General features: G+C 35.7%; 10 protein-coding genes, 2 tRNA genes and 3 rRNA genes. 7 read left to right on the top strand and 8 right to left on the bottom strand.

The window, feature by feature from the left end; genetic code table 11:
• The 7 genes from GBO31_RS22855 to thrS form a co-directional block, all read right to left on the bottom strand.
• The coding region (locus GBO31_RS22855; RefSeq protein ID WP_219010932.1) for a RelA/SpoT family protein at positions 1 to 1,871 on the bottom strand (1,871 nt) is incomplete at its 3' end.
• 133 nt (positions 1,872 to 2,004) lie between these two features.
• Positions 2,005 to 3,237 carry a M48 family metallopeptidase gene (locus GBO31_RS22860; protein WP_219010933.1) on the bottom strand — a complete coding sequence of 411 codons (1,233 nt, stop codon included), beginning with the start codon at positions 3,235 to 3,237 and terminating at the stop codon, positions 2,005 to 2,007.
• 59 nt (positions 3,238 to 3,296) lie between these two features.
• Positions 3,297 to 4,103 carry a TrmH family RNA methyltransferase gene (locus tag GBO31_RS22865; protein WP_219010934.1) on the bottom strand — a complete coding sequence of 269 codons (807 nt, stop codon included), beginning with the start codon at positions 4,101 to 4,103 and terminating at the stop codon, positions 3,297 to 3,299.
• A 284-nt stretch (positions 4,104 to 4,387) separates the two neighbouring features.
• Entirely contained in the window at positions 4,388 to 4,732 is a 345-nt protein-coding gene (gene rplT / locus GBO31_RS22870; RefSeq protein WP_219010935.1) for a 50S ribosomal protein L20, read from the bottom strand.
• A gap of 110 nt (positions 4,733 to 4,842) precedes the next feature.
• Entirely contained in the window at positions 4,843 to 5,040 is a 198-nt protein-coding gene (rpmI, locus tag GBO31_RS22875; RefSeq protein WP_027394180.1) for a 50S ribosomal protein L35, read from the bottom strand.
• 68 nt (positions 5,041 to 5,108) lie between these two features.
• Entirely contained in the window at positions 5,109 to 5,624 is a 516-nt protein-coding gene (gene infC, locus GBO31_RS22880) for a translation initiation factor IF-3 (protein WP_343211338.1), read from the bottom strand.
• Positions 5,625 to 5,705: 81 nt separating this feature from the next.
• The gene (gene thrS / locus GBO31_RS22885; protein ID WP_219010936.1) at positions 5,706 to 7,652 is read right to left on the bottom strand and encodes a threonine--tRNA ligase; all 1,947 of its coding nucleotides are present in this window, start codon (positions 7,650 to 7,652) and stop codon (positions 5,706 to 5,708) included.
• 268 nt (positions 7,653 to 7,920) lie between these two features.
• Between thrS and GBO31_RS22890 the strand changes: the two genes are divergently transcribed.
• The 6 genes from GBO31_RS22890 (at position 7,921) to rrf (ending at position 15,762) form a co-directional block, all read left to right on the top strand.
• Positions 7,921 to 9,864 (top strand): tetratricopeptide repeat-containing sensor histidine kinase, encoded by a 1,944-nt coding sequence (locus GBO31_RS22890; RefSeq protein ID WP_219010937.1) that lies wholly within the window; start codon positions 7,921 to 7,923, stop codon positions 9,862 to 9,864.
• Between the two features lie 535 nt (positions 9,865 to 10,399).
• Positions 10,400 to 11,917, top strand: a 16S ribosomal RNA gene (locus tag GBO31_RS22895).
• A 160-nt stretch (positions 11,918 to 12,077) separates the two neighbouring features.
• A tRNA-Ile gene (locus GBO31_RS22900) sits at positions 12,078 to 12,151 on the top strand.
• A gap of 152 nt (positions 12,152 to 12,303) precedes the next feature.
• Positions 12,304 to 12,377: transfer RNA gene (locus GBO31_RS22905), tRNA-Ala, on the top strand.
• Positions 12,378 to 12,632: 255 nt separating this feature from the next.
• A 23S ribosomal RNA gene (locus GBO31_RS22910) occupies positions 12,633 to 15,448 on the top strand.
• A 206-nt stretch (positions 15,449 to 15,654) separates the two neighbouring features.
• Positions 15,655 to 15,762, top strand: a 5S ribosomal RNA gene (rrf, locus tag GBO31_RS22915).
• The 16S, 23S and 5S rRNA genes sit together here with 2 tRNA genes alongside, the layout of an rRNA operon.
• A gap of 527 nt (positions 15,763 to 16,289) precedes the next feature.
• Here rrf and GBO31_RS22920 read toward each other — a convergent pair.
• Positions 16,290 to 16,523, bottom strand: coding sequence for a hypothetical protein (locus GBO31_RS22920; RefSeq protein WP_219010938.1), 234 nt, complete (start codon positions 16,521 to 16,523; stop codon positions 16,290 to 16,292).
• Positions 16,524 to 16,814: 291 nt separating this feature from the next.
• On the opposite strand from GBO31_RS22920, the gene GBO31_RS22925 reads away from it, so the two are divergent.
• The coding region (locus GBO31_RS22925) for a tetratricopeptide repeat protein (protein WP_219010939.1) at positions 16,815 to 17,829 on the top strand (1,015 nt) is incomplete at its 3' end.

Here is a 17,829-nt window from a genome sequence, read left to right on the forward strand (position 1 = left end):
TCATTTACAGTTATAAAACCGAAAACATCATCTCCAGCAATTGGATTACAACAATTAGATAATTTGTATTCTAATTTCTCGGAGTCTTTTCCGAAGACTAACAGATCATATTTAGAGGTGATCTCATCTTTGTTCAAGTCTTTTGCATTACCACGTCGAATCTTATTTTTAATAAAATTCATGAAGACATTACTTCGAGTGGTAGCAAATTCTTTGATTTTTTGATTATCTATGGTACCAATTCCTACACGGTAGAATAAATCTTGACTGGTTTTTAATTTAAAATATAAAACAAGTTCATTAACCACTTTTTCTCCCATGGTAATCTTTTGAGAGCGTAGCTTACGTTTCAGAACTACTTTACCTTCTTCCGCAATTTGTTTTTTCTCATCTCGTAAAGCCGATTTAATTTTGGACCTTGCTCTAGCGGTTGTGGCATAATCTAACCAAGTAGATGTGGGTTTTGATTTGTTTGAAGTAATAATTTCTACTTGATCGCCACTTTTTAATTCATGACTTAAAGGAACCAGTTTATTATTCACTCTTGCTCCTCTGGTTCTTAGTCCAACTTCGGTATGTACACTAAAGCCAAAATCTAATGCTGTAGCACCTTTAGGTAAGGATTTGAGATCTCCTTCAGGAGTAAAAACAAATATTTCTTTAGAATAGAGGTTTAATTTAAACTCTTCCACAAAATCTACTGCATTCGCCTCAGAATTCTCTAATGCTTCTTGAAGTCTGTTTAACCAACCATCTAATCCTTGATCTTGTTTTTCTTCAGTGTTTTTATATTTATAATGTGCTGCATATCCCTTTTCAGCAATTTCGTGCATTCGCTCACTTCGTATTTGAACTTCTACCCATCTACTATCTGGTCCAATAACTGTTATGTGTAGGGCTTCATATCCCGTAGATTTAGGCTGAGAAATCCAATCTCTAAGTCGTATAGGATTAGGTCGATAATAGTCTGTAACTATGGTGTATATCTTCCAAGCAATGAACTTTTCATTTTCGACATCACTTGCTTTGTAGATAATTCGTATAGCAAATTTATCATAGACTTCATCAAAGGAAATGTTTTGTTTTAGAATTTTACGTCTAATAGAAAAAATAGATTTTGGTCTTCCTTTGATTTCATAATCCAACCCTTCTCTATCTAGCCCTTCTTTGATCTTGTCAGAAAATCTTTTTATATAGGCATCTTGCTCTTCTTTACTTTCTTTAATTTTTTCAAGAATGTCCTTGTATACTTCAGGTTCTGTATATTTTAGACCTAAATCTTCTAATTCTGTTTTAATGTTATAAAGCCCAATTCTATGTGCTAGAGGAGCATAGATGTATAGTGTTTCGGATGCTATTTTTACCTGCTTGTCCGGTCGCATAGCATCCATAGTTTGCATATTATGCAAACGATCAGCAATTTTAATAATGATTACCCTTACATCATCATTAAGGGTAAGTAACATTTTTCTAAAATTTTCAGCTTGTAAGGAAATATCTTTATCCTTTTTTAGGGAAGATATTTTTGTTAATCCATCTACGATACGAGCAACGGTTTCTCCAAACATTTGCTCAATATCTACCAATGTATATTCGGTATCTTCAACAACATCATGGAGCAATGCAGCAGCAATAGAAGTAGCATCTAATCCTATTTCACTTGCGACTATTTTGGCAACAGCGATAGGGTGGAAGATATAGGCTTCTCCACTTTTTCGACGTTGATCTTTATGCGCATCTACGGCAACATCAAACGCTTGTCGTATTAGCTTTTTGTCATCTTTACTTAGATCTCTATAACTAATACGAAGCAGTTCTTTATATTGCTTGGCAATTTGTTTGTTTTCCTGTTCTATAGCGGCTTCGGTCATACTACAAAGTTTTCTTAGAAAGCCTTTTTCAATATGATTGTGCGAAATACTCTTGATTTCTTTATGTTAAGAACAAGAGCAGTAGTTAAAAATACAACTAAGAATTGTAATCACCAAGACTATCTCCCTTCAATTATTTGCGTATATTTTTGATTCTTTGCAAAAGCGTTGGGTGTGAGTAATGTATAAATACCATCGCTGGATGAGGCGTTAGGTTACTTAGATTATTTTTAGATAATTTTTTTAGGCTATTAATAAGTGCTTCTCCATCATAGGAGTTTTTTGCATAATCGTCAGCTTGGTATTCAAAAGCTCTTGAGACTACATTCATGATAAGACCAGTAACTTCAGAAATTGGGCTGTATAAAATTCCAAATGCAATTAATCCAATATGAAAAGAAGGTACTTTGACAGCTAATGCTTCTGAAAGAAGGGGGTTTGCAATAAAAAGAGATAAAAACCACAATGTAATTCCTGTTAACAAAATAGATAAAAGAAGATTTATAATAACATGTCTTTTTTTATAATGTCCTACTTCGTGTGCTAATACGGCTACGATTTCTTCTTTATTTAGATCTTTAATTAGCGTGTCATAAAGAGTGATTCTTTTTTCACTACCCAATCCAGAGAAATATGCATTTGCTTTTGTACTTCTTTTGGATCCATCTATTACAAAAATGTCTTTTAAGCGAAACCCAACATTCATAGAATACTCTTGAATGGTATCTCTAAGTTCTCCAGGCTCTAAAGGTGTTTGTTTATTAAACAGCGGAACTATTAATTTTGCATAAAACATATTCATGGCCAGAGTGAATATAGAAATTAATGCCCAAGCGTATAACCAAAAATATTTACCAGTAATTTCATAAAACCACATTATTAAAGCAAGTAAACCGCCACCAACAATAATCATCATTATGATCCCTTTTATTTTATCTATAAAAAAAGTTCTTATAGTAGTCTTGTTAAAACCAAACTGCTCTTCAATCACAAAAGTTTTATAATAAGCAGCTGGAGTCGAAAGGATATCACTACTAATCATGATAATTCCAAAAAATAAAAGCCCGACTATAATGGGGTTATTAGAAAAGTTTCTTGCAATTCCGTCTACTAAGGCAAATCCATCTAGAAAAAAGAAAAGAAGCATGATACATAGGGAAATTGAAGAAGAGATTAGCTTAAATTTATAATTAGCTTCTTTATATGCTATTGATTTTTGATATTCATCTTCTGGATAGACATCTAAAAGTTCTTCTGGGATATTATTTTTGTAATGCCTAGCGTTAAGAATGTCTAATAAAGAATCTATTAGAAATACTATTATAATTATAGCAATCAATAGATTAAAGAGCATGTTTGATGTCATTTCTATAGGTTTGTAGCTTTGGGATTTGTAGGTCTAGTAAGTTAATGATTTTTTAAGTATCAGACAACAAAATCACGCTGTCGTTTTGCTTCAAAAATTAGTATTCCTGCAGCTACTGAAACATTCATTGAATCTATAACACCACTCATGGGGATTTTGATATTTTGTGTAGTGTTATCTAACCACTCATCGGTTAAGCCTTTATCTTCTGTACCAACGACAATTGCAGTTGCTTTAGTATAATCTTGGGTATAATAATTTTCTGAAGATTGTAAGGCAGCTCCATAAATAGCAATGTTTCTGTTGTTTAAAAAAGTGATTATTTCCCTAGTGGAACCCGTGCCAATTTTGTTGGTAAAAACACATCCAACACTGGATCTTATAATGTTTGGATTATAAAGATCTGTTTTAGGATTTGCTATTAAAACAGTATCTACTTTAGCAGCATCAGCTGTACGCAATAAAGCACCGATATTTCCCGGTTTTTCTGGGGATTCTGCAACTAAGATTAATGGGTTTGGATTATTTAAATCAAGATTTTCTAGAGATGTATCTTTAGATTTTGCAATTGCTAGAATTCCTTCGGTAGTAGATCTGTGAGAAAGCTTTTGATAGATCTCTAGAGTTATTTCGAAAATTTCAATCGAGTAAGGGTTATTTTTTAAAGTCAATGAAACTTCATCCATGGAAATGATAGTAGGGCAGTGGTATACTTGCAATAATTGATATCCTCCATGAATAGCTAAAGAAATTTCCCTTTTTCCTTCGATTACAAACTGTTGTTCTCTCTTGCGTAACCTAGATTTTTCTTTTAGTTGATGCAAGAATTTGATTTTAGGATTTTGTAAACTTGATATTAGGAGCATGTTGCTAATAGGTTTCTATCAATTTGTAAAATAACATTAAATATTTTTGTGAAACAATTATTGTACTTTCAATTTGACTCGAATCTTTTTGATTTTAWCACTTCTGTAAATAAGTCAAATTATGTATTTCAAATCTGTATTCCGGAATATTTATTAAAAATGGATAATGGTGTTTAAATATGGTTGAAAGATTGATTGTGATAATAAAAGTATTGAATAACAAAAAACCTCGTCAAATGGACGAGGTTTTTTTATAAGTGAGAAAATATTATTGTTTTAAAAAATTACTTTACTTTTTCTACAATCGCTTTAAAAGCTTCTGGGTTGTTCATAGCTAAATCTGCAAGAACCTTACGATTCAATTCGATATTATTAGCTTTTACTTTTCCCATAAATTGAGAATAAGACATACCGTGTAAACGAGCACCTGCATTAATACGAGTGATCCATAAAGCACGGAAAGTTCTTTTTTTGTTTCTGCGGTCTCTATAAGCATATGACATTGCTTTATCAACTGCATTTTTTGCTACTGTCCAAACGTTTTTACGACGTCCGAAGTATCCTTTTGCTTGCTTAAGAACTCTTTTTCTTCTAGCTCTTTTCGCAACAGAGTTTACTGATCTTGGCATAATTTTAAATTTTTTAGTAGTAGGCGGTCAACATTCTGACACTTCGTCTTTTATTTAATAAAAGGCCCAACTCCTGGGTTTATAATAATTTTAACCTGATTAAAGAATGACTACTTCAAACGTAATTGTTCTTTAATACTATTTTCATCGCTTTTATGCACTAATGTAGAGTGCGTTAAAGCTAGCTTACGCTTTTTAGACTTCTTTGTTAAGATGTGACTTTTAAAAGCGTGCTTTCTTTTGATTTTACCAGTACCGGTAAGCTTAAAACGCTTTTTAGCACTGGATTTTGTTTTCATTTTAGGCATTGATCCTTGTTTTTATAATAATCTCACTTATTATTGTTCACTTCTATATTACAGAAGTTTATTTTTTATTACTTAGTCTTTTTAGGCGCTATGAACATTATCATTCTTTTCCCTTCTAGCTTAGGCATTTGTTCTACTTTACCATAATCTTCTAGTTCTTGAGCAAGTCTTAATAGTAATATTTGTCCTTGATCTTTATAGATTATAGAACGCCCCTTAAAGAAAACATAGGCTTTTAATTTCGCTCCTTCACTTAAAAACTTGATAGCATGCTTTTTCTTAAACTCGTAATCATGTTCATCGGTATTAGGACCAAATCTAATTTCTTTTATAGTTACTTTAGTGGCCTTGTTTTTAAGAGCTTTGTCCCTTTTTTTCTGCTCGTATAAGAACTTCTTGTAGTCCATGATTTTACAAACAGGAGGTACTGCCTTTGGAGAAATTTCTACAAGATCTAATTCTTGCTCTTCAGCAAGTGCTAGCGCTTTTCGAGTTGGATATACCCCAACTTCTACATTATCGCCCACAAGACGTACTTCATCAACTCTAATTTTATGGTTGATTCTGTGAGCATCTTCTTTAATTATTCTTGCTGGTTTCTGAGACCTTCTTCTTCTTATTGCTATGACTTAAAAATTTAAATTAAACTTAAAATTTGTTTTATGTTATCCATTAAATGGTAATAACGTCTTATTTATTTCTTCTGTTATTATTTCAGTAAATTTTTCGATACTGATAGATCCAACGTCTTCACCACCGTGTTTTCTTACAGATATCGTGTTGTTTTTCTCTTCTTGCTCTCCAACAATAACAATGTAAGGAATTTTTTTCATTTCTGCTTCCCTTATCTTTTTACCCATCGTTTCGTTTCTGTGATCAGCAAGCGCGCGAATTTCGTTATTTTCTAACAAATTTAAAACTTTTTCCGCGTATTTTTCATATTTCTCGCTGATTGATAGGATAATAACTTGTTCAGGTGTTAACCAAAGTGGGAAGTTTCCAGCGGTATGTTCCAATAGAATTGCAATGAATCTTTCCATACTTCCGAAAGGAGCTCTATGAATCATTATAGGTCGGTGCATTTCATTATCACTTCCCTTATATTCCAAATCGAAACGTTCAGGTAAATTGTAGTCTACCTGTATAGTTCCTAATTGCCAGCTTCTTCCTAAAGCATCTTTTACCATGAAATCTAACTTAGGACCGTAAAATGCAGCTTCACCACTTTCAACAACAAAATCTAAACCTTTGTCTTTTGCAGCGTTAATAATTGCWTTTTCAGCTTTAGTCCAATTATCAGCGTCTCCAATATATTTTTCTGGATTGTCAAGATCTCTAACCGATACCTGCGCTGTAAAGTTATCAAATCCTAATGAGCTAAATACATATAATACAAGATCTATAACTTTTTTGAACTCTTCATCTAGTTGGTCAGGAGTACAGAAGATATGTGCATCATCCTGAGTGAATCCTCGTACTCTTGTAAGACCGTGGAGTTCTCCACTTTGTTCATATCTATAAACTGTACCAAACTCAGCATAACGGATTGGTAAATCTCTATAAGACCATGGAGAGCTTTTGTAAATCTCACAATGATGAGGGCAATTCATAGGCTTTAATAAAAACTCTTCATCGTCTGCAGGAGTATGTATTGGTTGAAAACTATCTTCTCCGTACTTGGCATAATGACCAGAAGTTACATAAAGATCTTTTTGACCAATATGGGGAGTAACTACCATTTCATACCCAGCTTTTTTCTGAGCTTTCTTTAAAAACTGTTCCAAACGTTCACGTAACGCAGCTCCTTTTGGTAACCATAAAGGTAATCCCTGTCCAACCCTTTGCGAGAAGGCAAAAAAACCAAGTTCCTTTCCTATTTTTCTATGATCACGTTTTTTTGCTTCTTCCAAAAGCTCTAAGTACTCCTTAAGTTCTTTTTGTTTTGGAAAAGAAGTTCCATAAACTCTGGTAAGCTGCTTATTATTTTCATCTCCTCTCCAATAAGCTCCAGCAACACTCATGATTTTTACAGCTTTAATTAAACCTGTATTGGGAATATGTCCTCCTCGACAAAGATCTGTAAAAGTATCATGATCGCAGAAAGTAATTGTTCCATCTTCTAGGTTTTCTATAAGTTCAACCTTATATTCATTACCTTCTTCTTTATATTTTGCTAAAGCATCCTCCTTGGAAACTGATCTCATTTTAAAATCATGTTTTCCTCTTGCGATCTCTAGCATCTTATCTTCAATCTTTTTAAAATCTTTGTCAGATATAGTTCGATCTCCTAAATCTACATCATAATAGAAACCATTTTCAATCGCAGGACCTATTGAAAGTTTGACACCTGGATATAATTCCTCTAAAGCTTGTGCTAAAACATGAGAAGTAGAATGTCTAAAAGCAGTTTTTCCTTCATCATCTTTCCAAGTAAATAAGACTAGATTTCCATCGGTTGTCAATGTTGTCGAGGTTTCTATGATAGTGTCATTAAACTTTGCTGAAATAACATTTCGTGCAAAGCCTTCACTAATATCTTTTGCAACATCCATAGCAGTTAAACTACTTTCATATTCTCTAACTGAACCGTCAGGTAATGTAATCTTGATCATTGTAATTATTATTAAGTCCGCAAAGATAATAGGATATTAAAAACCTTCACAATAATTACTAATTATTTAAAGTAAATAAATTGTAAAGAAGTAGTAATGTCATGAGTCTTTAAAAAAACAACTCTAAATAAAGTATTGAAAAAGAATAACGATATTAATGAAATTTTTGATTTAGTTTTCAAAAAAAAACATAACGAAATAACGAGATATCTATTCTTTTTTGTTCATTTGTTCTAATGGTAAGCATCTTTTGCCCTAGACTTTTATAATGAATACGCTTGCAGTTAAAGATAAAATCTTCAATTATAACTATATCATAGCAGCAATATTTTTTTTAGTGTTGTTTATGAGTGATCAAGTTGTCTTTTCCCAAGAAACAAATTTTGTTAGCAAAGATTTAGAGGAGAAACTTAAGAATATGAATGATTTGAATCCTGAAGAGTTTTTTCCCTTAGTTAAACCACTTTTAGATAATGAACAAGCTCGGATTTGGGGATTGGATTATTTAGGGCGTTATTATATGGAGAAGGAAGTTGCAGATTCTACTATTTATTACGGGAATCAAATTTATGAACTATCTATAGGTAAAAAAGATTCTCTATCCTATCAATGGCTAAGTAAAGCTTATAATATGCTGGCTGTTGGATATGGTTTTAAAGGATTGGTTACAATTAGAGGTGAGTATCATTTAAAAGGATTAGACCTGTACGAAAAAGAATTGGTTAGTGATGAAATGTCCGTTCATCATGTTAGAGGTTTAGCGGATTATTACCTAGATCAAAAGGAGTATGATAAAGCAATTCCTTATTATAAGAAAAGTATAGCGTTAGATGAAAATAATAGTACTATCTACTTTTCATATAATAATTTAGGTCAGATTTATTCTAGAAAAGGAGAGTTTAAAGATGCTTTATTGTATTTAAATAAAGCTTGCGAAGCGCCAGAAGGTTATAAAGCAAGAGGGTATTGTTTAGAGAGTATTAGTGCTTGTTATCTTAAAATGGATGAATTTGATGAAGCTATTTATTATGGAAAACTGGTGCAAAATATGTTTGAGGATAAAAATTTGAAATTTGTATTGCTCTCAGGGAATACTATGGCTCAGGCATACCATAAGAAAGGTAACTTTCCAAAAGCAATAAATATCTATTCAGATCTTTTAAAAAGAGTAAAATCTAAAGGATTTATTGATATTGAAATTCAAATTTTAGAAAACCTTAGTAACACGTTAAAGGAGCAAAACAAATATAAAGAAGCTGAAGCATATACAACATTGAGGTATCAGTTAAAAGATAGTTTGCTTAAAATCCAAAAGGATAAGAAGATTGCAGAGTTATTGGTGAAATATGATATTCTTGATAGAGAGAAGAAAATTGAATTACTCCAAAAAAACCAACAAATCAAGGATAATCTTTTGTCATCAAAGCGCAAACATATGCGATTTCTTGTTTATGGTTTTTTACTGGTAACGATTTCTAGTATTGTCTTAATTGTTTTTTATAGGCAGAAACTATCAGCAAAAAATAAATTAAGTAAACAGCGAGAGGAGATTAATGAAGAACGAATTAAATCTTTAGTTAAAGAACAAGAATTAAAGTTAATCAAAACTTCTTTAGATGTTCAGAATGTGGAACGAAGAAGAATAGCACAAGATCTACATGATAGTATAGGAGGTAATTTAGCTGCTATCAATTTAAAATTAGGTTCAATTGCAGGTCAAAATAAGGATTTGGGTGTAATAAAAAAACAAGTAGATGAAACATATCATTTAGTTAGAAAAATTTCGCATAATCTCATACCTGATAATTTTTATGGAAATAGATTTTCGGATGTTTTAGAAGAGTATCTAAATGAAATGGTTGCTAATAGTGAGGTTAAAATTATTTTAAGTGTATTTCCTAAAAAGAAAGTAGATAAACTTGATGAGAAGTTATCGGTAGAAGTTTWTAGAATCATTCAGGAACTTCTGACCAATACTTTGAAACATGCAAGAGCGACCGAAATATCTGTTCAGTTAGATTTGCTAAATAATAATTTCCATATTATTTATGAAGATAATGGAATAGGCTTTAAGTCAGAAGTAGTTAATGAAGGAATAGGGCTGCAAAGTGTTAGAGAACGACTTAAAAATTTGAATGGGAGGCTTGTGGTGGATTCTGTTGTAAATCGAGGAACCATATTAGATATAGAGATTTCTGGTGTAAAAAGTTAGTAGGTTGTAAACTCCACTTAGGTTCGGAGGATAATTTGACAAATTTTCTAATGGTTTTTTAGATTTTGTTTATGCTGTTTTGGTTATTTGAATTCTTTTGTAATTTTTTTTGATGTGTAAAGTTAATGTTTAGAGGGTTTTACAAAAAGGTTAAAAAAAAGTTGTTTTTTTTTGTTGTTGAAAAGAAAAAGGGTTGTATGTTTGCACCCGCAAAACGGGATAAGTTTTGTTAGTTCATTGAGAGGGTTTGGTTTTTTGGAGTTTGAGAAGAAGTTAATTTTATTGAGATAAAATTTTTCTAAAAAAAAGTTCAAAAAAGTTTTGCGGGGAATAAAAAAGCGTTTTATATTTGCACCCGCTTTGAGAAACAAGCTGAGTTCATAARCAGAAATAGTTATACTGGAGTAGGGTGATTTAGGTTGCTTATAGGGTTCGATTCCTTATTGATTAACGAATTACAGCCAGCGATGGAGATTGTGTTAGGTTGTATAAAAGAGTTCATTGATATATTGATTGACAGCGCGTATTAATATTGGTTATACTGATATTCTCAGGATGAACGCTAGCGGCAGGCTTAACACATGCAAGTCGAGGGGTAACATTAGAGTGCTTGCACTTTAGATGACGACCGGCGCACGGGTGCGTAACGCGTATAGAACCTACCTTATAGTAAGGGATAGCCCAGAGAAATTTGGATTAATACCTTATAGTRTCTTAAATCAGCATTGATTAAAGATTAAAGATTTATCGCTATAAGATGGCTATGCGTTCTATTAGCTAGTTGGTATGGTAACGGCATACCAAGGCGACGATAGATAGGGGTCCTGAGAGGGAGATCCCCCACACTGGTACTGAGACACGGACCAGACTCCTACGGGAGGCAGCAGTGAGGAATATTGGACAATGGAGGCAACTCTGATCCAGCCATGCCGCGTGTAGGAAGACTGCCCTATGGGTTGTAAACTACTTTTATAGAGGAAGAAACCGCTCGACGTGTCGAGCTCTGACGGTACTCTACGAATAAGGATCGGCTAACTCCGTGCCAGCAGCCGCGGTAATACGGAGGATCCAAGCGTTATCCGGAATCATTGGGTTTAAAGGGTCCGTAGGCGGGTTTGTAAGTCAGTGGTGAAAGTTTTCGGCTCAACCGGAAAATTGCCATTGATACTGCAAGTCTTGAATCATTATGAAGTGGTTAGAATAAGTAGTGTAGCGGTGAAATGCATAGATATTACTTAGAATACCGATTGCGAAGGCAGATCACTAATAATGTATTGACGCTAAGGGACGAAAGCGTGGGTAGCGAACAGGATTAGATACCCTGGTAGTCCACGCCGTAAACGATGGTTACTAGCTGTTCGGTTTTCGGACTGAGTGGCTAAGCGAAAGTGATAAGTAACCCACCTGGGGAGTACGTTCGCAAGAATGAAACTCAAAGGAATTGACGGGGGCCCGCACAAGCGGTGGAGCATGTGGTTTAATTCGATGATACGCGAGGAACCTTACCAGGGCTTAAATGTAGTCTGACAGCTTTAGAGATAGAGTTTTCTTCGGACAGATTACAAGGTGCTGCATGGTTGTCGTCAGCTCGTGCCGTGAGGTGTCAGGTTAAGTCCTATAACGAGCGCAACCCCTGTTGTTAGTTGCCAGCGAGTAATGTCGGGAACTCTAGCAAGACTGCCGGTGCAAACCGCGAGGAAGGTGGGGATGACGTCAAATCATCACGGCCCTTACGTCCTGGGCCACACACGTGCTACAATGGTAGGTACAGAGAGCAGCCACTTGGTGACAAGGAGCGAATCTATAAAACCTATCACAGTTCGGATCGGAGTCTGCAACTCGACTCCGTGAAGCTGGAATCGCTAGTAATCGGATATCAGCCATGATCCGGTGAATACGTTCCCGGGCCTTGTACACACCGCCCGTCAAGCCATGGAAGCTGGGGGTACCTGAAGTCCGTCACCGCAAGGAGCGGCCTAGGGTAAAACTGGTAACTGGGGCTAAGTCGTAACAAGGTAGCCGTACCGGAAGGTGCGGCTGGAACACCTCCTTTCTAGAGAAGTTATGACACACAGGAATTGTTTGTTAGGGATTATTTTTAGTCTTAGCTGTTAATTAATTTATTTTAGTATTGAGTACAGGGTATTAAGTATTAAGAGAGGAAGAGTTTTTTGTCTAATTACTCATTACTGAATACTCACTACTATAATGACAGTCTCATAGCTCAGCTGGTTAGAGCGCTACACTGATAATGTAGAGGTCGGCAGTTCGAGTCTGCCTGAGACTACTGAGCAAGCTAAGCTTGCGATTATTAATTAGTAATTATGAATTATTAATTAATTGAGTTCATTGATTATATATTGAATTAAAGGAAATTCTAGAAGTTGAGTGGGTAGTTTTATCTAACTACTAGATACTATGTACTAACTACTAGTATATGGGGAATTAGCTCAGCTGGCTAGAGCGCCTGCCTTGCACGCAGGAGGTCACCGGTTCGACTCCGGTATTCTCCACGATAATTAGTATTGAGCTATTGGTATTGAGTATTGAGATTTTTTTCTCATTACTTACCTCTAAATACTCCTTACTATATTAGAAAGTTCATTGACATATTGATTTAAAGAATACGAGCGTTAGATGTTTTCACAGGAGACATTTAACGACAAAAGAGCTCAGTTTTTAGGAGTTTATAGCGTTGTTATTTATTAACTACTATATACTAACTACTAGATACTGATAAAAACTAAAAGAGCAAGTTAAAGCAAGACGCATAAGCTAATTAAGGGCGTATGGGGAATGCCTAGGCTCTCAGAGGCGATGAAGGACGTGATAAGCTGCGAAAAGCTGTGGGGAGTGGCACATACACTATGATCCGCAGATATCCGAATGGGGCAACCCACTATATTGAAGATATAGTATCCGTAAGGAGGCGAACCCGGAGAACTGAAACATCTAAGTACCCGGAGGAGAAGAAAACAATAGTGATTCCGTTAGTAGTGGCGAGCGAACGCGGATTAGCCCAAACCGATGTTGTTACGGCAATATCGGGGTTGTAGGACCACGTTATAAGATTTATATTGAATTAGAAGTGTTTGGAAAGACATGCCATAGAGGGTGATAGTCCCGTATAGGTAAGATATATTGATTTAGTGGTATCCTGAGTAGTGCGGGGCACGTGTAACCCTGTATGAATCTGTGGGGACCATCCCATAAGGCTAAATACTCCTGAGAGACCGATAGTGAACCAGTACCGTGAGGGAAAGGTGAAAAGAACCCTGAATAAGGGAGTGAAATAGATCCTGAAACCATACGCTTACAAGCGGTCGGAGCGATAAGTGACGGCGTGCCTTTTGCATAATGAGCCTACGAGTTACTTTTACTAGCAAGGTTAAGATTTTAAGAATCGCAGCCGAAGCGAAAGCGAGTCTGAATAGGGCGTTTAGTTAGTAGTAGTAGACGCGAAACCGTGTGATCTACCCTTGGGCAGGTTGAAGCTTTGTTAACCCAAAGTGGAGGACCGAACCCGTTGACGTTGAAAAGTCTTGGGATGACCTGAGGGTAGGGGTGAAAGGCCAATCAAACTCGGAAATAGCTCGTACTCCCCGAAATGCATTTAGGTGCAGCGTTGATATATAGTTTTATAGAGGTAGAGCTACTGATTGGATGCGGGGGCTTCACCGCCTACCAATTCCTGACAAACTCCGAATGCTATAAAATGATGATCAGCAGTGAGGGCATGGGTGCTAAGGTCCATGTCCGAGAGGGAAAGAACCCAGACCATCAGCTAAGGTCCCTAAATATATGCTAAGTTGAATAAACGCGGTTGAACTGCTTAGACAGCTAGGATGTTGGCTTGGAAGCAGCCATTCATTTAAAGAGTGCGTAACAGCTCACTAGTCGAGCGGTTCGGCATGGATAATAATCGGGCATAAGCATATTACCGAAGCTATGGACTTCGTAAGGAGTGGTAGGGGAGCATTGTAGTGACGTTGAAGGTGAGAGGCGATTCTTGCTGGAGTAGCTACAAAAGAAAATGTAGGCATAAGTAACGATAATGCGGGCGAGAAACCCGCACACCGAAAGACTAAGGTTTCCTCAGCTATGCTAATCAGCTGAGGGTTAGTCGGGACCTAACGCGAACCCGAAAGGGGTAGTGGATGGACAACAGGTTAATATTCCTGTACCTGCTCACGCTAAAAGTGACGGAGGCGTTTATTTGGTGCGAACTGACGGAAATGTTCGTTGAAGCCAGTGGTAACACGGCGATAGTACACAGAGGCTTCGGCTGATGTGATAATCCAGAGGCGCGACTTCCAAGAAAACCGAGTGAAGCAGCCCGTACCGTAAACCGACACAGGTAGTTGGGATGAGAATTCTAAGGTGCTCGAGAGATTCATGGCTAAGGAACTAGGCAAAATCGACCCGTAACTTCGGGAGAAGGGTCGCCACGCTTCGGCGTGGCCGCAGTGAAGAGGTCCAGGCGACTGTTTATCAAAAACACAGGGCTATGCTAAATAGAAATATGATGTATATGGCCTGACACCTGCCCGGTGCCGGAAGGTTAAGAGGAGGGTTTAGCTTCGGCGAAGATCTGAATTGAAGCCCCGGTAAACGGCGGCCGTAACTATAACGGTCCTAAGGTAGCGAAATTCCTTGTCGGGTAAGTTCCGACCTGCACGAATGGTGCAACGATCTGGACACTGTCTCAGCCATGAGCTCGGTGAAATTGTAGTATCGGTGAAGATGCCGGTTACCCGCTGTGGGACGAAAAGACCCTGTGAACCTTTACTATAGCTTAGTATTGACTTTGGATAAGTAATGTGTAGGATAGGTGGGAGACTATGAATTGGCGTCGCCAGGCGTTGAGGAGTCATTGTTGAAATACCACCCTTTGCTTATTCGAAGCCTAACATCGCGAGATGGACAGTGCTTGGTGGGTAGTTTGACTGGGGTGGTCGCCTCCAAAAGAGTAACGGAGGCTTCTAAAGGTCTGCTCAGTACGGTTGGTAATCGTGCGTAGAGTGCAATGGCATAAGCAGGCTTGACTGAGAGAGATACAGCTCGATCAGGTACGAAAGTAGAGCATAGTGATCCGGTGGTTCCGCATGGAAGGGCCATCGCTCAAAGGATAAAAGGTACTCCGGGGATAACAGGCTGATCTCCCCCAAGAGCTCACATCGACGGGGGGGTTTGGCACCTCGATGTCGGCTCGTCACATCCTGGGGCTGGAGAAGGTCCCAAGGGTTGGGCTGTTCGCCCATTAAAGTGGCACGCGAGCTGGGTTCAGAACGTCGTGAGACAGTTCGGTCTCTATCTACAGTGGGCGTTAGAAATTTGAGTGGATCTGACTTTAGTACGAGAGGACCGAGTTGGACGAACCTCTGGTGTATCTGTTGTTCCGCCAGGAGCATTGCAGAGTAGCTACGTTCGGAAGGGATAAGCGCTGAAAGCATATAAGCGCGAAACCCACCACAAGATGAGATTTCTTTAAAGGGTCGTGGGAGACTACCACGTTGATAGGCTATAGGTGTAAAGGCAGTAATGTCATAGCCGAGTAGTACTAATAACCCATAGGCTTATGCGCACACCTTGGTATTGATTCGTTGATACCAAGGTGGAGAATTGCTTARCAAGTTTAGTTTAGTAAATAGCTTCTTGTATTTTATATATTTAAATCAATATGTCAACAATATTATGTTAGTATTGAGTACAAAGTAGTGAGTAGTTAGATGTGTGAAAAATCTAATATCTCAATACTCAGTACTGAATACTCAGATACTAATAAAAGTTTAAGGTGGTTATAGCATCGGGGCTCACCTCTTACCATTCCGAACAGAGAAGTTAAGCCCGTTAGCGCCAATGGTACTRCAATCGTGGGAGAGTAGGTCGCCGCCTTCCTTGAARACCCTTCATTATCAAAATGAAGGGTTTTTTTATGCGCTAAATTTAATAATAGCATAACGTATTCCAATTGATATCACTATATATCATTTAGTATTTAGCTCTAAAGATTTTATTCAAAGGATTTATTGGTTCGAGAATAGAATGAATAGTAGTTTGAAATCTTTAAGTTATGACTGAATTTTTACGTTTGAAAGTAAAATAAAGATATTAAGCTGTTAAGTCATATACAATTGAAAAAATATAAGGCGAAGTGCTTATTTTGAATATTTATTGGAAGTAATGTTTTGTTCGAATAATGTTTATTTTTAATCTATTTCAATTAATAGCTAATGTATTCTAGTTCAATAGTGAATTATAGTTTCCCTTAGATTTAGGTTAGTTGATAGATATGGTTAAAGCTGCTGTGTAATAATATGTTTTTAAAATCCTTTTGACAAAGAAGCTAAAAAAAAGGAATATTATAAGTAATATTCCTTTTGTAATGATTAGGGATGGTTTTTGTAAGACCAAATATTATTTATTTAGAATTGTGAAATAGATTCTTGTTTTCTTTCACAAATACCAATACCTACGGGACGATTGGACTTACAAGTTAAACCAGCAGCACATTTTTGATTAGATTGTGTCCCGCCTCTTAGGCATAGTCCTCCTTCTCCTATTTCCCCATCAGGGTCTTCCGATAAAAACCCTCCTTGAATAGTTTTCTGTTCTTTTTTACTTAGTGTATTGCCTATAGCAACAATCTTCTTTAACATGATTTATATGTTTTAATGAAATCACAATTTTTTTAAAGTCATTTGTGACTTTATGACTACTTTTTGTTTTGATCAAATATAGGTTTAGTTGATGGCTGCAATCAAGCGTGGTAAGTAAGCATTTATAAATATTGACCTATGGATTTATAAATTTTAACCTATTAAAATGGGACAGTAATCCTAATATTGCTGGAATTTTTAACAGTAGGTAAGGTTTTTGGAAAATTGTTTTAATTCTTTGTATGTTTACTCAAAAATTATTGAAAAGAAGCTTAGTTCCTTAAAGTCTTTATGAAAACCCCTTTAATTATTATATTTTTTTGTTTATGTTTTTCTTATACATATTCAAAACAGGAATTACAACGTTCACAAACAATAAAAGATTCTTTACAGAGCAAGACTTTAGGAGAATTGTATGATATGTTCTGGAAGGTAAAAGAATTAGATTCTATAGCTAAGGTTAGAATTAGTGATGCTTATATTAAGAAAGCTAAGAAAGTTGGCGATGGAATTTTAATAGCTGATGGGTATCAAATGTATCTTCATATGTATCAACAACAGTATAATTTTTTTTTGAAGTATACAGATTCTATAATTGATGTTACTAAAGATATAAAGGATAGTCAATACCCTGCTACAGGTTACTTAATGAAAGGAGGAGTGTTGATATCTTTGGAAAGGTATGATGAAGCATTAAGCACTTTTTTAAAAGCAAAAAATAGTTCTCATGAAAATGGCCATAATATATTAGTGCTTTGTTCCGAACATAAAATTGCTGAATTAAAAACTATTTTGGGTAAAAACCAGGAAGCTCTGGAGATTCACAAAAGGCATTACAAAAGTTTGTATGGGAATAAGAAAATAAACAAAAATGATCAGATTTATCTAGCTACGGTATTTCGGCTAGCGGAATCTTATAATAAATTGAAAATGTATGACTCTGCGAATGTTTATATCAATGAAGGTATTAAACTTAGTTTGAGTAATTATTATCATCATTTTTATCCAGAATTAGTTTTTACCTCAGGAATCAATAATTTTTATAAAGGTTATTATCAAAAAAGTATTGATAGTTTACAAAAAAGTATAATACTTTTTGAGAATAATTCTAATGACATAAAAGTTAGAACATCTTATTTGTATATGGGTAAATGTTATCAACAATTAAGAGATGATCAAAAAGCATTAAATTATTTACAAAAGGTTGATTCTATAACAAATGTATCTAATTATAGAATAGAAATAAGTGAAGCTTTTGAACTTTTAAAAGAGTATTATACCAATGATAGTGATGTGGATAAATTGG

Source organism: Aquimarina litoralis (assembly GCF_019295435.1).
GTDB classification, from domain to species: domain Bacteria; phylum Bacteroidota; class Bacteroidia; order Flavobacteriales; family Flavobacteriaceae; genus Aquimarina; species Aquimarina litoralis_A.